Source organism: Streptomyces sp. ME02-8801-2C (assembly GCF_033793965.1).
Classification (GTDB): domain Bacteria; phylum Actinomycetota; class Actinomycetes; order Streptomycetales; family Streptomycetaceae; genus Streptomyces.
The window spans coordinates 599,745-618,400 of sequence record NZ_JARAXP010000004.1 but is presented as its reverse complement, the minus strand read 5'-3'; the positions used below and the strand labels follow the sequence as shown (position 1 = coordinate 618,400).

The 18,656-nt window shown below is 71.0% G+C and carries 14 protein-coding genes; 8 read left to right on the top strand and 6 right to left on the bottom strand.

Features of this window, described 5'->3' with window-relative positions; translation table 11 throughout:
- Positions 1–69: 69 nt before the first annotated feature.
- The 3 genes from PV396_RS15975 (at position 70) to PV396_RS15965 (ending at position 3,916) form a co-directional block, all read left to right on the top strand.
- Positions 70–1,836, top strand: a complete 1,767-nt coding sequence (locus PV396_RS15975) for a histidinol-phosphate transaminase (RefSeq protein ID WP_319205068.1) — start codon at positions 70–72, stop codon at positions 1,834–1,836.
- A gap of 153 nt (positions 1,837–1,989) precedes the next feature.
- Entirely contained in the window at positions 1,990–2,811 is an 822-nt protein-coding gene (locus tag PV396_RS15970) for a class I SAM-dependent methyltransferase (protein ID WP_319205066.1), read from the top strand.
- A 172-nt stretch (positions 2,812–2,983) separates the two neighbouring features.
- Positions 2,984–3,916, top strand: coding sequence for a hypothetical protein (locus tag PV396_RS15965; protein ID WP_319205064.1), 933 nt, complete (start codon positions 2,984–2,986; stop codon positions 3,914–3,916).
- A gap of 103 nt (positions 3,917–4,019) precedes the next feature.
- On the opposite strand, the gene PV396_RS15960 is transcribed toward PV396_RS15965, so the two are convergent.
- The 3 genes from PV396_RS15960 to PV396_RS15950 form a co-directional block, all read right to left on the bottom strand.
- On the bottom strand, positions 4,020–4,667 hold the full coding sequence (locus PV396_RS15960; RefSeq protein ID WP_319205062.1) for a DUF4360 domain-containing protein: 648 nt from the start codon (positions 4,665–4,667) through the stop codon (positions 4,020–4,022).
- Positions 4,668–4,993: 326 nt separating this feature from the next.
- The gene (locus PV396_RS15955; protein WP_319205060.1) at positions 4,994–7,312 is read right to left on the bottom strand and encodes a peptidoglycan recognition protein; all 2,319 of its coding nucleotides are present in this window, start codon (positions 7,310–7,312) and stop codon (positions 4,994–4,996) included.
- Between the two features lie 243 nt (positions 7,313–7,555).
- Positions 7,556–8,035, bottom strand: coding sequence for an Rrf2 family transcriptional regulator (locus PV396_RS15950; RefSeq protein WP_319205058.1), 480 nt, complete (start codon positions 8,033–8,035; stop codon positions 7,556–7,558).
- Positions 8,036–8,145: 110 nt separating this feature from the next.
- On the opposite strand from PV396_RS15950, the gene PV396_RS15945 reads away from it, so the two are divergent.
- Positions 8,146–11,163 carry a beta-galactosidase gene (locus tag PV396_RS15945; protein ID WP_319205056.1) on the top strand — a complete coding sequence of 1,006 codons (3,018 nt, stop codon included), beginning with the start codon at positions 8,146–8,148 and terminating at the stop codon, positions 11,161–11,163.
- Positions 11,164–11,183: 20 nt separating this feature from the next.
- Here PV396_RS15945 and PV396_RS15940 read toward each other — a convergent pair whose 3' ends face one another.
- Positions 11,184–12,698, bottom strand: a complete 1,515-nt coding sequence (locus PV396_RS15940; protein ID WP_319205054.1) for an alpha-N-arabinofuranosidase — start codon at positions 12,696–12,698, stop codon at positions 11,184–11,186.
- A gap of 222 nt (positions 12,699–12,920) precedes the next feature.
- Here PV396_RS15940 and PV396_RS15935 point away from each other — a divergent pair, with 222 nt between their 5' ends.
- From PV396_RS15935 to PV396_RS15920, 4 genes are read left to right on the top strand one after another with little or no spacing between them, the layout of a single operon-like run.
- Positions 12,921–13,523, top strand: a complete 603-nt coding sequence (locus PV396_RS15935; RefSeq protein ID WP_319205052.1) for a transcriptional regulator — start codon at positions 12,921–12,923, stop codon at positions 13,521–13,523.
- Positions 13,520–14,146, top strand: coding sequence for a toxin-antitoxin system, toxin component family protein (locus tag PV396_RS15930; RefSeq protein ID WP_319205050.1), 627 nt, complete (start codon positions 13,520–13,522; stop codon positions 14,144–14,146). Before PV396_RS15935 ends, PV396_RS15930 begins: the two co-directional genes overlap by 4 nt.
- Positions 14,143–15,390, top strand: coding sequence for an MAB_1171c family putative transporter (locus PV396_RS15925; protein WP_319205048.1), 1,248 nt, complete (start codon positions 14,143–14,145; stop codon positions 15,388–15,390). The genes PV396_RS15930 and PV396_RS15925 overlap by 4 nt, the downstream gene beginning before the upstream one ends.
- Positions 15,383–16,780 carry a pyridine nucleotide-disulfide oxidoreductase gene (locus PV396_RS15920; RefSeq protein WP_319205046.1) on the top strand — a complete coding sequence of 466 codons (1,398 nt, stop codon included), beginning with the start codon at positions 15,383–15,385 and terminating at the stop codon, positions 16,778–16,780. The genes PV396_RS15925 and PV396_RS15920 overlap by 8 nt, the downstream gene beginning before the upstream one ends.
- Before the next feature lie 100 nt (positions 16,781–16,880).
- On the opposite strand, the gene PV396_RS15915 is transcribed toward PV396_RS15920, so the two are convergent.
- Entirely contained in the window at positions 16,881–17,771 is an 891-nt protein-coding gene (locus PV396_RS15915) for an SMP-30/gluconolactonase/LRE family protein (RefSeq protein ID WP_319205044.1), read from the bottom strand.
- On the bottom strand, positions 17,768–18,541 hold the full coding sequence (locus tag PV396_RS15910) for an IclR family transcriptional regulator (protein ID WP_319205041.1): 774 nt from the start codon (positions 18,539–18,541) through the stop codon (positions 17,768–17,770). The genes PV396_RS15915 and PV396_RS15910 overlap by 4 nt, the downstream gene beginning before the upstream one ends.
- Positions 18,542–18,656 lie beyond the last annotated feature (115 nt).

Below are 18,656 nucleotides of genomic sequence, written 5' to 3'. Positions count from 1 at the left end.
CCCCGCGCGGGCCACCCTGGAGTTGGAGGTCCCGTCCTCCCCAACGGGTCCGCCACATACGGAGGTTCCATGGCCGACAACGTCACATCGCTCTTTCGCAGCACCGCGGCGCACAGCCCCTCGATGGCTGCGCTCGCGCGCGAGAGCGACGGGACCGGCCCGGTCGACTTCTGTATCCCGTGCAACCCCTACTTCCCCACTCCCGCCATGATGGACACGATGGCGGCGAGACTGCGGGACATCATCACGTATTACCCGAGCAGCGCCGACACGATCACCGCCGAGCTGTGCAACCTGCTCCAACTGCCGCCGCAGGCCGTGGCGATGGGCAACGGCTCGACCGAACTGATCACGTGGATCGACCACTTGCTGGTCCGCGAGTCCCTCGCCGTCCCCGTCCCCACCTTCGGCCGCTGGACCGACCAGCCCATGGAGACCGGCAAGCGGGTCGACATGTTCCCGCTCCAGGAGTCCAGCGGCTTCTCCCTCGACCTCGCCCAGTACGCCGAGTTCATCCGGGCGCGCGGCACCCGGGTCGCCGTCATCTGCAACCCGAACAACCCGGACGGCGGCTTCCTGCACAAGCACGCGCTCGTGCAGTTCATGGACGCGATGGCCGACCTCGACCTGATCATCATCGACGAGTCGTTCCTCGAGTTCGCCGACGCGGAGGCCGAGCCGAGCGTCGTGCAGGAGGCGATGATCCGCCCCAACGTGATCGTCCTGCGCAGCCTCGGCAAGAACTTCGGCCTGCACGGCATCCGCTTCGGCTACATGGTCGCCAACCCGTCGCTCGCGGGCCGCGTCCGTTCGATGCTGCCGAAGTGGAACCTCAACGCCTTCGCCGAGTACGTGGTGTTCATGCTCAAGGAGCACGGCCAGGAGTACATGCAGAGCCTCCACCAGGTGCGCCGCGACCGCCTCGACATGGCGAGCCAGCTCTCCTCCCTGCCCGGTCTGACGGTCTACCCGTCGCAGGGCAACTTCCTCTTCGTGCGCCTTCCCGTCGGCGCCGAGGGCACCGTGGTCAGGGACCGGATGCTCACCGAGCACCGCATCCTCGTCCGCGAGTGCGGCAACAAGATCGGCTCGTCCAGCCGCTTCCTGCGTCTCGTGGTGCGCCCCCAGGTGGACGTGCGTCGCCTGGTGTCCGGCCTGGAACAGGTGCTCTACGGGACCAGGAGGGGAGCCGCCGTACCCGAGCTGGGTACAGGGACCGCCTACAGCTCGGGCACGGCGGCGGTGGACCGGCTGGTCAGTGCCACCAACGGGGGCGGTATGCCGGGCCTAGCCGCTCAGGCCCTCGGTACCGGTATGCCGGGTGGCCTCGCGGCCGCCGCGGCAGCCGGTACCGGCATGCCGACCCCGGTGCCGGCCCCGACCCCGATAGCGGCTCCGGCCCCGGCTCCCATGCCAATGCAGATGCCGGCCGCCATGCAGATGCCGGCGGCGATGTCCGCCCAGAGCTACGGCGGTCCGGGCCAGCAGAGTTACGGGGGCGGCGGGCAGAGCTACGGCGGGGGCATGCAGATGCAGCAGATGCAGCAGGTGCCCGCGATGGGGCAGATGCCCATGCAGCCGCAGCCCGCGCAGCCCCAGGCCCCCCAGCCCCAGGTCCCCCAGCCGCAGATGCAGCAGCCCCCGGTCCCCCAGCAGCCGCAACCGCAGCCGATGGTCCCGCAGCAGCCCACCCCTTCGGGCGTCCCGGCCCGCAACGGCCTGACGGCCGCCCAGGTCCGCGGCACCACCGGCCCGGGCCTGGCCCCGGCCCCGGCAACGGGCTGGCCGGCCGCCCAGAGCTGGCCGAACGCGGCGGGGATGGGGCAGGCGGGCTGAACGCCCGCAGGACGGTGAGCAGGTACTGAAGCGACCGTGTGCCGCCACCCTGTCCACGGGGGGCGGCACCTCTCGGGCTCTCGCCGGGAATACCGGAGGGACTCCTGTGGTCAGAGAGGATACGAAGACCGACGGCCGGAGAGGACCAGGTCCATGGACACCTCGCAGGATCGATACGAACTCGGCAGCGCGCCCCCGGAGTTGGAACGGCTCACCCGCCAGGGCCGCGTTCTCGAACCCGCCACCCGGACCCTCCTGCGGGCCGCCGGAGTCGGCGCCGGCATGCGCGTCCTGGACCTGGGCTCGGGCGCCGGCGACGTCTCCTTCCTCGCCGCCGAACTGGTCGGCCCCACCGGCGAGGTGATCGGCTTGGACCAGTCGCCGGACGCCGTCGAACTCGCCACCACTCGCGCCCGCCACAACCGGATCGACAACGTCCGCTTCGTCGTGGGCGACATCCACGAACCCGCGCCTGGTGGCCCGTTCGACGCGATCATCGGACGTGTGGTCCTGCTGTACTCGAAGGACCCGGCCGCCGTGCTGAGGACGCAGGCCAGGCAGCTGCGCCCCGGCGGCGTGGTGGCCCCCATCGAGACGGATCTGACGACCGCCGGTGCGCGGCCCGCGACACCCCTTGCCTCCCGCCTCGTGTCCTGGGCGGGCGCGGGCTTCGCCGCGGCGAACGCCAACCCCACACTGGGCCGCGAGCTGTGGGAGGTCCTGCGCGAGGCGGGCCTGCGGCCCCTCGGCATGCTGGGCGTCCAACCCCACTTCGGCCCCGGCGACCCGAACGGCCCGGCCCTGTACGCGGGGATGATCAGGACGATGGTCCCCCTGCTCGAACGGACCGGCGCGGCCACCGCCCAGGAGATCGACCCCGACACGCTCGAAGAACGGCTGGCGCAGGAACTGATCGACGCCGACGCGGCACTGGCATACGCGCAGCTGCTCTGCGCGTGGGGGACCAAGGACTGACCGCCGGGCCTGTGGCGTGCGCGGGCCCCCGACTCGCCCTCTTCGCCACCACTTGGCCGGCTCGTCGCGTCGCACGACGCCAAGTTCTGAGCGTCTCACCGACCTGCGGTGGTGAACGTAAGCCGGGCCGCAAGCGTCCCAGTCCCGACAGCGTCAGCTTCGGGGGGACCCCATGCGTACGTACATCACCCGCACCTCGACCCGACTCGCCCTCGTTCTCACCCTCACCGGCGCCCTGTTCGCGGCCGGTTGCGGCAACGAGAAGGCGCGGGACAGCATCGGTACGGCGCCCCGCCCTGGGGACACCTCGTCGCCGACGGCAGGTCGCGCCCAGGAGGTCGCCGACGCCTGGGACGGTTCCAAGGCCGCCGAGACATGGCGCGAGGGCTACTACCCGACGGGGGACTGGGTCTCGCCGCCCGCCGGAGGCTTCCGCGGCGCCGACGACAACAGGGCCTACTCCCTGACGAACTACGTACTGGACGGCGAACTCCCCACCACCACGCCCGAGAAGGGGGAGGTGAAGTGGGCGGGCGGAGGCTCACTCGTCCGGCCCCTGCTGGACGCGCGCCGGACCTACACCGCCCTGAGCCGCAACAGCAGCGCCGAGGAACCCCATCTCACCGTCACCGGCGCCAAGTTGGGCGAGACGACCATCGCGACCAGTCGCGGCCCTGCGACCGTGCCGGCCTGGCTGTTCACACTGGAGGGGTACGACGAGCCGCTCAGGCGCGTCGCCCTGCGGCCGTCGGAGCTTCCGCCGTCGCCGATCGGCCGGATCGGGGACGACGTACCCACCGAACTGATGGAGCTCCCACAGCTGATGGAGGTGTCCGGGGACGGGCGGACCGTCACCGTGCTGGCGTACCACGGCTCCTGCGACGACGGCCCCCGCGTGAAAGCCCTGGAGACGGACGGCAGTGTTGTGCTCTCGGCGACCGTCGCGTCCGTGGAGTCGGACCTGCCCTGCACCGCCGACATGCACAGCAAGAAGGTCCCGGTCGAGCTGGAACGGCCGCTGGGCGACCGGGTCCTCCTGGACGCGGTGACGGGACGCCCTGTGCCCTACGGCGAGCCGGAGTCGGCCTCACCGAGCTGGAGTTGAGTTCGCGCCGACGTCACCGGCGCCCGTCACGGGGTGCGGACACGGCCGGCCGTGTCCGCACCCCGCGCCACGACTCCCTTACGGCGTCACGGCGTCACGCCGCTCACTTCGCCGGGCACCGCTGCCAGGCCAGGTGGTACACGGTGTTGATGTCGCCGTCAGTCGAGTCCATCGCCATGAAGCTCGTGCCCATCGACGTACCCGCGTTCACCCGCAACTCCGTGTTGATGTTGAAGTTGCGCTGGACCCCACAGGGCGCGTAGACGAGCTGGGCCCAGTCGGTGATGTCGGTGGCCTGCCAGTTGTCGTTGAGCGGGCCGTTGTACGTGTGGGTGCGGAACGCCGTGCTCGACGAGCCCTGGAAGTAGTACGAGGCCCGCTGGATGGCGCTCGCGCCCCGCTGGAGGGAGGCGAAGCCCCGGTAGTCGGCGCTGGCGATGGCGTACGTGAAGCCCGCCGGGACGTGCACCTTCAGGTTGAGCTGGCAGTTCTTGCGGAACGCCGTCGGGTCGGAGTTGCCGCCGACCTGGGCGAGGTAGTCGCTGTAGGTGACGGTGAAGGCGGTGTTGTCGCCCGAGACGGCCACCGCGGCCGTACCGGCGGGACAGCCGGAGCCGTTCACCGTGGCGACGTTGATGACGATCTTGTCCGGGGGCGGGTCGTCGAAGGACGACCCGGATGCACCCTGTGCGGGTATCGCGGCGGCGAACAGCGCGGCGATCGCGCCACTCGCGAGCAGGCCTCCAGCCATGGTTCTCCCTTTCATCGCGGTGTTGCAGTGGGGGGTGAGAATCACGCACTCGGCGGTCATGGGCATGCCAAATGCATGCGCGGACCGCACCCGACCTGTGGTTGAGCAGTGAAGGAGCTGTGAAGGTCGAGCGGTCGCAGCATAGGGGGCCGGGCAGGTACCGGCCACGTCGATCCTCGGCCAATCCCCGCCCCCGCGCGGCCTGATTCACCCGTCGATGTAACCCGCAGCCAAAACCCGCAACCGTCATCGGAACGCAGAACAGCCTGAGCGCCGTACGAGGACGGCGCTCAGGCTGTTCGATGCCAGTACTGCTCGGCGGAGGGCTACTTCAGGTACACCAGGCCGTCCGTCGTGACCGCCGGGCGGCCGCTCGTGCCGACGACCACCATCTTGACCGTGTGCTTGGCGCTCGCGCTCCAGCTCTTCGTCCAGATCGCGTCCCGGTACTTCGTCGTCGCCGACTTCAGGTCCACCGTCGCGACCTTGACGTTGTCCACGTACACGTTGACCTGACCGGACGTCGAGGCCCGCGACACCACGAGGGCGGCCGATCGACCGGTGAACGTCCAGGTCAGGGCGGCGTTCTTGGTGATGCTCGAGTACGACTTGCCGCCCAGGTAGCTGGTCGACGACTTCGTCGTCCAGGAGCCCGTGCGGGTCGCCGAGGACTCCTGGAGGATCATCGGCGTACCGACGACCGAGGCCGCCTTGGTGTTGCCCGCCTGGTCGTACGCAGTCATCGACCAGGTCGTGGCCGCACCGGACTTGGAGGTCAGGTTGGCGCTGGTGACCGTCGGGCCGTACGTCTTGGCGACCGGGGCCGTCAGACGCACCTCCTTCAGGGCGGCCGAGTCCGTGGCCTTCCACTTGAGGGTGACCGGGACGGCCGTCGTGTTCACCGTGCCGGCCGCCAGGGAGAGGTTGGGCGCGGTGGTGAAGGCCGGCGGGGTCGTCTCGGCGACGACGGTCGCCGGGGCGGTGGTGGTCGTCGTCTTGCCGGAGATGTGGGTGGCCCGTACGAGGACGGCGTGCGTGCCGAGTGCCAGGTTCACCTTGGCGGAGGTGGCCGTACCGGCGGTGGTGGCGGCCACCTTGCCGTCGACCAGCACCTCGTACTTGGTGATCAGCGCGGCGGGCGTGGTCGCCGACCAGCTGACCGTTATGGCCGACTTGGTGTACGTCCGGGTGCCCGAAGTGCCCGCTCCGGTGACCGACTTGAGGGTCAGGCCGGTGACCGGGCCCGCCGCGTAGCTGCGGATGGTGGGCAGCGCGTTGTAGAGCTGGGAGCCGGGGCACTCGGTGGCGTAGCCGTTGCCGTGGCCGTGGATGGTCGGGAAGCTGAGCTGGGCGCCCGTGCTCCACGTCCGCTTGGGCTCGTAGTAGCTGCTGCCGGCGGCGCCCGCCGTGAGCGTGGTCGTGCCGGTCGGGCTGACGCCGTACTGGCCGAGCTTCCAGGCGGCGAGGCGCGCGACGGAGGTCAGTACCGCCGTCGGCGGGGCGACCAGGTTGTAGTTGCCGAGGACCGAGATTCCGGTGGTCTGGCTGTTGAAGCCGTAGGCGTGCGCACCGAAGACCGGCTTGTCGACCCCGCCCTTGCGGCCCTCAAAAATGGTGCCGCATTTGTCGACGAGGAAGTTGTAGCCGATGTCCTTCCAGCCGTTCGTCTTGACGTGGTACGCGTAGATTCCGCGGATTATGGCCGGCGACTGGTCGCAGGTGTAGTCGTTGGTCTCGGCGGTGTGGTGGACGACCACGGCCTTGATCCCGCCGGTCAGGTACTCCGGCGCCTCGGGGCTCATCGTCTCGTCCGCGCCCCAGCCGGCCCGCAGCACGATCGGCGGCTTGGCGGCGGTGGACGGCGGGGCCGTGGGGCCGGTGCTCGGCGAGGGCGCCGGCGGGGTGGTGGCCGGAGCCGAGGTCGTCGCCGGCGGAGTCGTCACGGGCGCGCTGCTCGGCGACGCGGACTCCGTGGGAGGAACGGTCGGGGGAACGGAGAGGGACTCGCTCGGGGACGCGGAGGCGGACGCCGAGTCGCTCGGCGTCGGCGAGGGAGACTCCGACACGTCCGGCGTGAGCGACGGGTCGGGCGATTCGGTGCTCGCCGCCGCCACATATCCCGCCGGTTCGAGGTCCGAGACGGAACCGGTGCCCGGGTCGATCATGTCGACGCGCAGGCCCTTGGGCAGCTCGGCGGACGCCTTGCCGTCGACCCGGACCTCCACACCGTCGGACGCGCCGACCCACGCGGGCTCGGTGCCGGCGCGGGTCGCGCCCTCCTCGCCGGGTCCGCTGTCCGTGCCCAGCTCCAGCCAGGACGTCCAGTTCTCGGTACCGGCGGCGCGGGTACGGACCTCGACCTTGCCGGCCATGGTGGCCGACGGGTCGGCCCAGGTGACACCGAGCATGCTGAACGGCTTGGTGTCCCGCTTGGCCAGCGTCGCCGAGTCGCCGTCGGCGGCGACCTTCAGCGCCGCCGCGTACTCCTCGGTCGCGATCGGCCCGGAGGCCGCAGGCTTGCTGTCGTCGGCCGCGTTGTTCGCGCCACCGCCGCCACTCACCGACTGGACGATCAGAACCCCGGACACTCCGGCGGCCACAACGGCCCCGATGCCCCACCCTCGACGCGACCTCAACGATCTCATCCCCGAACGCACACCCTTCACGTAGACCCCACCCGTTACATGCACATGCAGGGGTCAAGGTATCGGGAGAGTGAAGGTCGTCAACAACCAACCCGGAACTTCATACGTCACGGTGGTTTAGAAACGCTCTGTTGGAGCAAAATTAGGGGCCCTGAAAGACTGAAACTTTGGCCTTTTTCGGACATACGGGTTTACCGGTTCATGGCTTGCCGCAGACCGCCCGCTGCCTTCTTCCGAACAGATTCATGGGTTCTCCCACGCCGCCGGTTCCTCGGCCAGCCCCCGCACGGCGTCCGGCAGCTCCCCCGCCGCCAGATCGGCGAAGGTCACCCCCTCCAGCACCTTGCGGACGTTGGCGCGCAGCGCGACCCACAGCGGGAGCAGCGGTTCGGCGGGGCCGGTGTAGGCGAGAGTGGTCGGCCGCTCGCCGCGCACCGACACGATGGGCCCGTCGACGGCCCGGACGACGTCCGCGACCGTGATCTCGGCGGCGGGCCGCGCCAGCCGGTAGCCGCCCTTCCCGCCGCGCCGGGAGTCGACGATCCCGCCGCGCCGCAGATCGCCGAGGATGCCCTCCAGGAACTTGTGCGGAATGGCCTGGGCGGCGGCGACGGTCTCCGCCTTCACGGCAGCGCCGTCGCCCTGCGGTACGGCTGCGTCCTGTCGTACGGCCAGCTCCAGCACCGCTCGCACCGCGTAGTCCGCCCGCGCCGAGATCCTCATGCGGTCATTGTCGGTCGTCGCGGTGTAGGGACAATGACCGCACCCGCACATCGGCGCACTCGGTACCCCCTGTCCACCCGCGCGGGCCCCGTACGGCCGAGGAGAGCACGTTGATGTTGAGCAGAAGGTCATTCGGCGCGTTCGCCGGCACCGCCGCCCTCGGCCTCTCCCTCGGCGCGAGCGCCGGCCCGGGCTCCGGCGGCCAGGGCGGACCGGCGCGGGCGGCCCGCATCGCGCCCACCGGCCCGGCCCCCGACCCGCCCGCGGCGGACGGCCGCCGGCACACCGTCGGCTTCGACCGCTACTCCCTCCTCGTCGACGGCCGACGGCTCGTCCTGTGGTCGGGCGAGTTGCACCCCTTCCGTCTGCCCAGCCCGTCCTTGTGGCGGGACGTGCTCCAGAAGATGCGCGCGCACGGCTACAACGCGGTCAGCATCTACGTCGCCTGGAACTACCACTCCCCCGCACCCGGCCAGTACGACTTCACGGGCGTCCGCGACCTCGACCTGTTCCTGCGCCAGGCCGCCGAGACCGGTTTGTACGTCATCCTGCGCCCCGGCCCGTACATCAACGCCGAGGTCGACGCGGGTGGCTTCCCCGGCTGGCTGACCGCGACGAAGGCCCGCGCCCGCGTCTTCGACCCGGCCTACATCGCGTACGCCGACGAGTGGCTGACGGCGGTCGACGCGATCGTTGCCCGCCATCTGTACACGCGGGGCGACGGCACGGTCCTGCTCTACCAGATCGAGAACGAGTACTACGCGTACGTCACCAGGCCTCCCGGCCTCGACTACATGGCCCATCTGTACGCCAAGGTCCGCGCCGACGGCATCGACGTCCCCCTCTTCCACAACGACCAGAGCAGACACGGCTACTGGACCCCCGGCTCCTTCGACACCGGAGGTGAGCGCGGGCGTTGGCTGTACGGCTTCGACGGGTATCCGGCGCCGGACGAAGTCCCGCCCGACTGGGGGCACTTCGGCATCGGCGGCCAGCAGGGCGGGGCCACGGCGAGCCCGGACACGCCAGGGTTCGTGCCGGAGTTCGGGGGCGGCTGGTTCGATCCGTGGGGCGGGGCCGAGTTCGACGGCGCCGGGTACGCGGGGTCGGCGCGGACCCGGGACGCGGCCTACGAACGGCGCTTCTACCTCACCAACTTCGCCAACGGCATCACCGTCCACAACGTCTACATGACCTTCGGCGGCACCAGTTGGGGCTGGCTGCCCGCCCCGCAGGTGTACACGTCGTACGACTACGGCGCCGCCTTCGACGAGGGGCGCCGGGCGACCCCGAAGGTCGTCCCCATGCACCAGTTCGGGCATCTGGTGCGATGCGTACCGGAGTTGGCCAAGCTGGATCCTGCCGGGGACGCGGAGTACATATCGGCGGCGGGAGGCGTCACGGGGGCAGAGGCCGGCCGGATCAAGGTGTACCACCTCACCAACCCGGACACCCACGCCCACGTCTACGTCCTGCGCAACGACTCGACGCGGCCCGTCACTTCGGTTCTCCCGGTCGCCGGGACCTCGCTGCCGGTGACCGTCCCCGCCTCGGACGCCCGTCTTCTCGCCGCCGGAATCGCCTTGGGGCGGCGGAAGTTGGCGTACTCCAACGCCCAGCCGATGCTGTGGCTGACCGCAGGGCGCCAGGACGTCGCCGTACTGACGGGACGCGCGGGCGAGGCGACGGTGACCGCGCTGGAGTGCGCGAGCGAGCCGACGGTGACCGTGCTGGCGGGGGACGCGGAGTCCTCGTACGCGGACGGGCGGGTCCGGGTGACGGCCCGACTCGGGGGTCTCACCCGGGTGTTGGTCGAGGGGGGCGGGGTCTCGGCTCCCCTTCTCCTTCTCCTCGCCGACGACGAGACCTCCGTGCGGCTGTGGCCGCGCGAGACCCCGTCGGGGTCGATGCTGGTGTACGGGCCCGCGCTGCTGCGGACCGTCGAACAGCGCGGCGACTCGCTGCGGTTGACCGGGGACACCGTCGAGGCGACCGATCTGGAGGTGTGGACGCCGGACGGGGTGCGTGAAGTCGTCTGGAACGAGAACGAGTTGAGGGTATCGGTCACCGGTTCCGGGAGTCTGCGGGCCGAGCGGCCGTTGGCGAGGGTTTCCGGGGTCGTACTGCCCTCACTGGGCGGCTGGCGGCGGCAGGTGGAGAACCCCGAGTCCGAGCCCGGCTTCGACGACTCCAAGTGGACGGTCGCCGACCGGACTTCGACGTTCAGCACGACCCCCGTGCCCGACGGGCAGCCCGTGCTGTTCGCCGACGACTACGGCTTCCACTACGGGGACGTCTGGTACCGGGGCTCCTTCACCGACGCGACGGGAATGCGCTCCGTGTCCCTCGGCTACAGCACCGGGACGCAAGGGCTGCTGATGGCGTGGCTGGACGGTGAGCCGCTGGGCACGCACCGGATGCCGGTGCCGGACAAGCGGACGGTAAGGACGGGGAGTTGGGCGGCGACGGCCACCTTCGACGTGCCGGAGAAGGCGCGCACTTCTGGCCGGCATGTGCTGTCCGTGCTGGTGCGGCGGATGCAGCACGACATGGACGGCAGGACGCAGGACACGCACAAGGTCGCCCGCGGACTGACGTCGGCGACCTTCGCGGGCGCCTCCCCCGCCGTGAGCTGGCGGTTGCAGGGTGCGGCTGCGGGGGCGGCCGATCCGGTGCGTGGGCCGCTCAACACCGGTGGGCTGTACGGGGAACGGTCGGGCTGGCATCTGCCGGGGTACGGGGACGGCGGCTGGCCCGTGGTCGACCTGCCGCGTGCCGAGCGGCCGCGGCAGGGGGTGACCTGGTACCGGACCGGGTTCCGGCTCGCCGTCGATCCGGGTGTCGACGCGTCGATCGGGCTGGTGCTGGAGGACGACCCGGGGCGCGCCTACCGCGTCCAGATCTTCCTGAACGGCTGGAACATGGGCCAGTACGTCAACGACGTCGGCCCCCAGCACACCTTCGTCCTCCCGAACGGCGTGCTGCGCACCCGGGGCGCCAACACCCTTGCCCTGGCGGTGCTTTCGGACGGTACGACGGAGTCGGGACCCGGCGAGGTGCGGCTGACGCTGCTCGGGAGTGCGGCCGGGGGAGTTGAGGTGACGGACGTTCCCTCCCCCGGCCGCTAGCTCCTTGTGCGGCACCCCGCCTACGCGAGCCGGATCACATTCCACGACAGCGGCTCCAGGACTGCGGTCAGCGTGCCGTCCTGGAGGGTGGTGCCGGACGCCTGGTGGGGGGCGACGCGCTCCGGGTCGTCCAGGGTGTTGCGGGCGTCCGGGTCGGCGTCGGCGATCACGCTGTGCTCGACCACCGAGGTCAACTCCAGTCCGTTCAGGGCGACTTCGAGGGGCAGCGGCCGGGTGCGGTCCCGGTTGACGGCGAAGACGGTGACCGTGCCGTCGTCGGCGCGTACGGCGGTGGCGTGCAGGAGGTCCGTCTCGCCGTACTTCTTCGTCTCGTACGTCGGCGAGTCCACCCGTACGTCGAGGACCTCGCCGCGTCCGTACCTGCTGGCCTGCGCGAACGGGAAGAACGTCGTCTGACGCCAGGCCGGGCCGCCGGGCTCGGTCATGATCGGCGCGATGACGTTGACGAGCTGGGCGAGACAGGCGACGGTGACGCGGTCCGCGTGCCGGAGCAGGGCGATGAGGAGCGAGCCGAAGACGACGGCGTCGGTGACGGAGTAGACGTCCTCCAGCAGCCTCGGGGCCTCGGCCCAGTCGCGCGCGCCGGAGTTCTCGATCTCGTGCCACCCCGACATGTACCAGACGTTCCACTCGTCGAAGGAGAGGTTGATCTTCTTCTTCGACTTGAGGCGGGCGCCGACGTGGTCACAGGTCGCGACTACGTTGTCAATGAACGACTCCATGTCCACGGCCGAGGCAAGGAAGGAGTCGATGTCGCCGTCGTGGGGCTCGTAGTAGGCGTGCAGGGAGATGTAGTCGACCAGGTCGTACGTCTCCTGGAGGACCGTCGACTCCCACTCGGCGAACGTGTCCATGCCCTGGCTGGAGGAGCCGCAGGCGACGAGCTCGAGGTCGGGCTCGAGCTGGCGCATCGCGCGGGCGGTCTCGGCGGCGAGACGGCCGTACTCCTCGGCGGTCTTGTGGCCGGTCTGCCAGGGGCCGTCCATCTCGTTGCCGAGGCACCACATCTTGATGCCGAACGGGTCCTTGTCGCCGTGTGCGACGCGCAGGTCCGAACGGGCGGTGCCGGAGGGGTGGTTGGCGTACTCCTGGAGTTCGAGGGCCTCGGCGACCCCGCGCGTGCCGAGGTTGACGGCCATCATCGGTTCGGCCTGCGGGCCGATCTTCCGCAGGAGGTCGATGTACTCGGAGAGTCCGAACCTGTTGGATTCCGTGGAACGCCAGGCGAGGTCGAGGCGGCGGGGGCGTTCGTCGACCGGGCCGACCGAGTCCTCCCATTTGTAGCCGGAGACGAAGTTGCCGCCGGGGTAGCGGATGGCGGTGACGCCGAGTTCGCGGACCAGTTCCAGCACATCCGTGCGCAGACCCGCCTCGTCGGCGGAGGGGTGGTCGGGCTCGAAGACACCGGTGTAGACGCAGCGGCCGAGGTGTTCGACGAAGGATCCGAAGAGCCGGGGGTTGACCTCCCCGACGGTGAAGGCGGGGTCGATCGTGAAGCGGGCGGTGCGGGACATGTGTTCCTCTCCGGCATTCGGCGTACAGCGTGCGGTGTTCGACATCGCGGCGTTCGGTATCTCGGCGTTCGGTATCTCGGAATCCGCTCGTAACTTCGAACAGGACGGTAATTTTGGAGTGTCCGCACGTCAATGGCGGACGTGCCCAACGATCGTTCCGCGAACTCCAACGATCGTTGGATTCCCCTGGTGCGCGGCCGTCCGCACGCGTAGGGTCGGCCCGTGAGTGAGCCCCTCTCAGAGACCCTCGCCCGCCTCGAGGAACGCATCGCCGAGGCGCGTCTCGACCGCGCCGAAGTCCTCGACGTACGGAGCCTGTCGGCTCGCACCGCTCTCACCGAGGGGGAGATCCAGGCACTGCTGACCGAGGGCGCGCGGCCTTTGGCCGACGACATCGAGGGCCGTATCCGGCGCCGGGTGCGCACACTCCACGAGACGCGGCTCGCGGCGAACGGCAGGACGCGCGCCGAGGTCTGCAAGGAGGTCGCGGGCGCCCTGTCGATCAGCCCCGAGTGGGCCCGTCAGCTGCTCCTCGGCAAGAAGATGCCGAACGTTCCCGATCTCACCGCGCTCGCCGCGTACTTCGGCGTCGAGCAGGGCACCGGCTTCTTCACCGACCCCGCGCCCATCGTCCTCAACCGTGAACTCCGCCGTCTGCTCGAGGACCTCGGGGGCGCCGAGGAGGGTCCGCTGGTCCGGTTCGCGACCCGGCACGGTGTCGTCACGCTGGCCCTGCGCGGCCGGCGGCTGACCCCGCGCAAGCAGGAGGCCCTCGCGGTGATGCTCGAAGGGCTGCTGAGCGTCGGCGAGGAGACCGAGCGATGACGGCCACGCGAGCGACGCGAGCGGGCCGGGGTGCGCTGGCGGCTCTGCTGCCCGCCCGGGCCGCGCACCGGTTGCGGACCCGGGGCGCGATGCGTGACCTGACCGGCGCACTCGACGTGGCACTGCGAGCGCAGGGCAACGGCCCTTCCGAAATACGTGAGTTGTGCCGGGCGCTGTGCGAGGAGATGAGCGCGCGGCGCGGGCGGCGCGTCGAGCTGCGTTTCGAGCGTTTCCCCGACGAGATCGAAGTCACCGGTCTGTGGGTGGAGTTCCACGACTTCGATCTCGTCATCGTCGAGGAGCGTGCCGAGGCGGTGCAGCAACTCGTCATTCTGGGCCATGAGTTGTGGCATCTGCACGCCGGACACTGTCACCACCACAGCGCGGGCGCGACCGCCGCCCGGGTGCTGGCCGACGAGCAGTCCTGGCAGGGCGACGCGCTCACCGTGGCCGCCCGCAACGGCTCCCGTGCGGCCGACGAGGCCGACGCCGAGGAGTTCGGCCACCGCCTCGCCACCGTCTTCCGGCCCTGGGTGGAGGGGTGCGCGGCGAGCACCGGCAGCAGTGGTGTGCAGGCCTCGCTGGGATATCGCGGCAGAGGAAGCGGAAACGCGCGGCGATGAACTCCTCCGGCTTCCCCGGCGAGCCGTACTCCGTCCTGGTCTTCGGGACACCGATCGTGGCCCTGCTGGCCGCGCTGGTGTTCAAGCTGCCCAGCATCGTCAGGCTGTGGCGGGACCCGCTGCGGCGGGCGGTCGGCGGGCTGCTGCTGCTCGCCTGCGGCATCTTCGTCTTCGCGGCTCCGCCGGGCATCGCCTGGACCAACCGGGTCACCGGCGTGCCCAACTTCGCGGCGCCCCTCGTGTACAGCTTCCTCGTCGCCTTCTGCGGGGCGAGCCTGCTGCTGATGGTCGCCTGGCGCGGGGGCCTGGCCGGTCACTCGGCCCGGCCGGCGCGGGCGCGGCGCGCGATGCGCTGGGTCGTCGTCGGTCACGCCGGGGTGATCGTCACGCTGTGGGGGCTGTTCGCGCTCGCCGACGTACCCGTGGAGCGTCGGCGGGACCTGGACACGTACTACGCCCGTACGCCCTTCATGCGCGAGCTGATCGTGCTCTACCTGCTCGCGCACACCACGTCCTGTGTCCTGACGTACCGGCTGATCCGGGACTGGATCCGCACCGCCGGACTCGATGTGTGGCTGCGCCGGGGCCTGAAGGCGCTGGCCTTCGGCTATGCCGCGAACCTGGTGTTCGACGCGGCGAAGGGCACGGCCGTCGCCGTCCGCTGGGCGGGCGGTGACCTGGACCCGCTGTCCACGGAGGTCGCCCCGGTCGCCGGGTGCGTCGCGGCCGTCCTGATCGCCACGGGGTATGTGCTGCCGCACGCCGGCCAGTATCTGCGCGACCGCTGGCGGGTCCGCCGCGCCCACCTCCGACTCGCCCCGCTGTACGGCCTGCTGCGCGCCGCCACCGGCCGGGGCGTCCCCTTCTCCCTGCGGGCCACCCCGGAGCTGCGGCTGACCCGCCGCGAGACGTTCATCCGCGACGCCCTGCTCCAACTCGCCCGCCACTTCGACGGAGAGCTGCGGCGGCGGGCGTACGAGGCCGCGGTGGACCTCGGGTACGGCCCCGGCCGGGCGCGGGCGCTGGCGGCGGCCGTGACGATCCGGGACGCGATCGAGGCGCGCGCCCTGGCCCGTCCTCCCTCTCCTCAGTCCCCCCAAGTCGCGCAAGAGGACCCGGACTTGCTCGCCGAGCTGCTCCGGGGCATCGAAGCCGTGTCCCAAATCCTTGGTCACCCCGATGAGATCGAGGCGGTACGCGCCCTCGCGTCCGCCACAGTGGAGAGCCTGCACGTATATGAGTGATCAGTCGTCCCCCGTCAGATCCGCCGTGGTCCTGGGCGGTTCGCTCGCCGGGCTGCTCGCGGCCCGCGCGCTGGTCGGGTTCGCCGACCGTGTGACCGTGGTCGAGCGTGACGTCCTGCCGGACGGGCCCGAGCCCCGCAGGAACCTGCCGCAGGCCCGGCACGCGCATGTGCTGTGGTCCGGCGGTGCCCGTGCCGTCGAGGAACTCGTGCCGGGTGTGGGCGAGTTGCTGCTCGACGCCGGTGCGCACCGGCTGGCGGTCACGACGGACATGGTCGCGCTGGCACCGCAGGGCTGGTTCAGGCGGTGGCCCGAGTCGCACCATGTGTTCCTGTGCGGCAGGGACCTGCTGGACGCGACCGTCCGCGCCCAGGTACTGGACGACGACCGGATCAAACTCGTCGAGCACGCCGAGGTGTTGGGCCTGGAGGGCACCGACGCGGCCGTCACCGGGGTGCGGCTGCGCGGCGCCGACGGCAGCCGCCGCACACTCCACGCGGACCTGGTCGTGGACGCCACCGGCCGCGCCTCGCGCGCCCCGCACTGGCTGCGCGAACTCGGCCTGCCCGAACCGACCCGGCGCGTGGTCGACTCCGGGCTCGCGTACGCCAGCCGGATCTACCGGGCGCCCGAAGCCGCGCGGCCCGGTTTCCCGCTGGTCAACGTCCAGGCGGACCCGAGGGCGGGCGGGCCCGGCCGGGCGGGCGTCCTCGCACCCATCGAGGACGGCTGCTGGCTGGTCTCCCTGTCGGGCACCCGGGGCAGCGAACCACCCACGGACGGACCGGAGTTCACGCGCTACGCACGCGAGGAGCTGCGGCATCCGGTGATCGCCGACCTGCTCGCGGGAGCGGAGCCCCTGACGGGCGTCTCCATCACCCGTACGACGTCGAACCGCCGGCACTACTACGAGCGGATGCCGGCCTGGCCGGAGAACTTCGCGGTGATCGGCGACGCGTTGGCCGCGTACAACCCGATCTATGGCCACGGAATGTCGGCGGCGGCCCAAAGTGCGGTCGCCCTACGGGATGTGATTACCCGTCAGGGATGGGACACCCCCGGCCTGTCCCGTCGTATCCAGAAGGCGGTGGCCCGCCCGGTCGCGGCGGCCTGGGACCTGGCGACCAGCCAGGACGTCTTCTATCCCGGCGCCACGGACAAGGGCCCGACCCTGCGGGACCGTCTGCTCGCGGCCTACGTGGGCCGCCTGATGCGCACGGCCACGGGCAACGGCCGGATCGCCCGCCGGGTGACGGACGTGACGTCCCTGGAACGCGGCGCGGAGGTACTGCTGACACCGGGCGTCCTACTGGCAACGGCGATAGGCCCCCTGAAACCCCCACTGAGCGGCCCACCGCTCCGGCCGGAGGAATGGAAGGCGGCGGAGTGAGCCCGAAGGGCGTGTGACGACCGACGGCAGCCGGGCGGGCGCGGGGCATTCCCCCCACCTGCCCGGCGGTCGGGCCGCCGGACCGTTCGGCGGGGTTCCGTCAGCCCCCGAATGCGGGCTGGGGGGTTCCCTTGCCCGCTTCCGGGACCACCAGGAGTGAGCCCGACATCGGGTGGGGGTCGGACAGGCCGACGCGGGCCGTGGTGATGTACAGGTCCGTGAGGTTCGGGCCGCCGAAGGCGCAGGCCGTCGGGCGGACCGTGGGGAGCGTGATCGTACGGTCCAGAGCGCCGGCGGGGGTGTAGCGGCGGACCGCGCCGCCATCCCACAGGGCGACCCAGACACAGCCGTCCGCGTCGACCGTCAGGCCGTCGGGGAAGCCCGCACCCTCCTCGATCAGCGCCAGTTGACGGCGGTTGCTCACGCTCCGCCCGTCCGCCGACACGTCGAAGACGTCGACGCGACGGGTCGGGGAGTCGATGTAGTACATCAGGCGGCCGTCCGGGCTCCAGCCCGTACCGTTGCTCACCGTCACGTCGTCCAGGACGGTCGTCACATCGCCGTCACCGGTCAGCCGGGACAGCGTGCCGCCGCCCGGCGTCTCGTCGTACGTCATCGTGCCGGCCCACAGGGAGCCGTCGGGGGCCACCGCCGCGTCGTTCGCCCTGCGGCCGGGCACCGGGTCGTGGTGCAGCCAGCGGAAACCGGCGGCGGGGTCGGCGCCCTCACCGTCGTTCACGTCGTCGTACAGGGCCACTCCGTCGCGCAGGTTCAGGACCAGGCCGCCGCCCGCGCGCGGCTTGGCGGCGCCCACGTGCTGCTCGGTGGCCATGACCGTGCGACGGCCGGTGGACGGGTCGTAGGTGTTGACCCGGGAGCCGAGGATGTCGATCCAGATCAGCCGCGACTTCGCCGCGTCCCAGGTCGGGCCCTCGCCGAGGGTCGCCTGCGCCTGGACCGCCACTTCGAGGGCGGGTTCGTACGTCGTCATGCCACACTCCGGTAACCGAGGCGCTCGGACAGTTCGGCGGCGCCCTTGGCGGCGAGCTGTTCCAGCTCAGAACGGTGGTCGTCGCTCCAGCGGATCATCGGAACGGAGATCGACAGCGCGGCGACCACCCGGCCCGTGCGGTCGTGCACCGGCGCCGCGACACAGCTGACGTCCGGGTTCGACTCGCGGTTCTCCACGGCGACGCCCCGGCGGCGGATCTCCGCGAGAGCCTCGCGCAGGGCCGCCGGGTCGGTGATGCTGTTCGGCGTCATCGCGGGCAGCGGGACGTTGTTCGGGACCCGCGCGGCGAGCTCGTGGTCGGGCAGCGAGGCCAGCAGCATCTTGCCGACGGAGGTGCAGTGGGCGGGCAGTCGGCGGCCGGCCGCCGACACCATCCGTACCGCGTGCGTCGAGTCCATCTTCGCGATGTAGATGACGTCCGTACCCTCGAGGATCGCGACATGCACCGTCTCCCCGCAGGTCTCGGCGACGGAACGGGCCACCTGCAGGCCCTCCGCGGCCAGGTCGAGCTGCTCGGCGTAGCGGCTGCCGAGCTGGTACGGGCGCACACCCAGGCGGTAGCGGCCCGGCTGACCGGGGACCTGCACAATGTACGAACGGGCGGCGAGCGTCGTCACCAGTTCGTGCACGGTGGTGCGTGGCAGCTGGAGTCTGCGCACTATGTCCGGGGCGGAGAGCGTGCCGTCTCCGTCCAGGAAGAGCTCAAGAATGTCGAGAGCCCGGGTCACGGCAGGTACGAGGCGTCCCATGACGGCCCCCTCTCTTGTGTACAAGGTGTCTACGATCTCGACGCCTTTCGGTGGCGTTCGAGATTTCAACAGACGATCGGCATGACGAACAGAGGACAGGCTAACCACAAGGACC